At 75.7% G+C, this 572-nt stretch carries 1 protein-coding gene; it reads left to right on the top strand.

Features of this window, described 5'->3' with window-relative positions; genetic code table 11:
• Positions 1-180 precede the first annotated feature (180 nt).
• A complete protein-coding gene (locus tag ABD323_RS44355; RefSeq protein WP_344447651.1) occupies positions 181-489 on the top strand; it encodes an Ig-like domain-containing protein in 309 nt (102 codons plus the stop codon).
• Positions 490-572: the final 83 nt, after the last annotated feature.

Genomic DNA, 572 nt, shown 5'->3' on the forward strand with positions numbered 1-572 from the left:
TCCCCCGCACCCGCCGTACCGAGCGGCCGGGCATCCCTGACGGGGTGTCCGGCCGCTCGCGTTTTGCGGCCCTCCGGGTGGCCCGCTCACCCGCTCGGGTCAACCGGGACTGCGGGCGCGGGCCGCTCGGGGCTGACTGTTCTTACGATCTGATAGGTCGTCGGAACCAGGGAGGCAGCCGTGAGGACCAGGCACGGAGTCGCGCTGACGGCTGCACTGCTGCTGTTGGGGCCGGTGGTCGGCTGCTCCTCCGGGAGCGCCCCGGCCGCTGTGGAGACCGTCGAACCGGCGGACGTGAGCGGGCTGGTGCACACCTCGGCCAGTGGCGAGGTGGACCCGGCGAAGCCGCCCACCGTCCCCGCCGACCAGGGCGGCCACCTCACCGACGTCACCGTCACCGGGGCGGACGGCCGGGTGGTGGCCGGGCAGCTGGCCGCGGACCTGAAGAGCTGGCGGAGCACGGGCCGGCTCAAGGCGGGCACCCGGTAAGCGGTGCGGATCGCCGTGGGCGAGGGCCGGGGCGGGCGGGGGGGGACCAGCAGCTTGTTCGGCACGGTGGCCGGCCCGCACCC

Origin of the sequence: Kitasatospora nipponensis (assembly GCF_039528135.1) — a bacterium.
Classification (GTDB): Bacteria; Actinomycetota; Actinomycetes; order Streptomycetales; family Streptomycetaceae; genus Kitasatospora; species Kitasatospora nipponensis.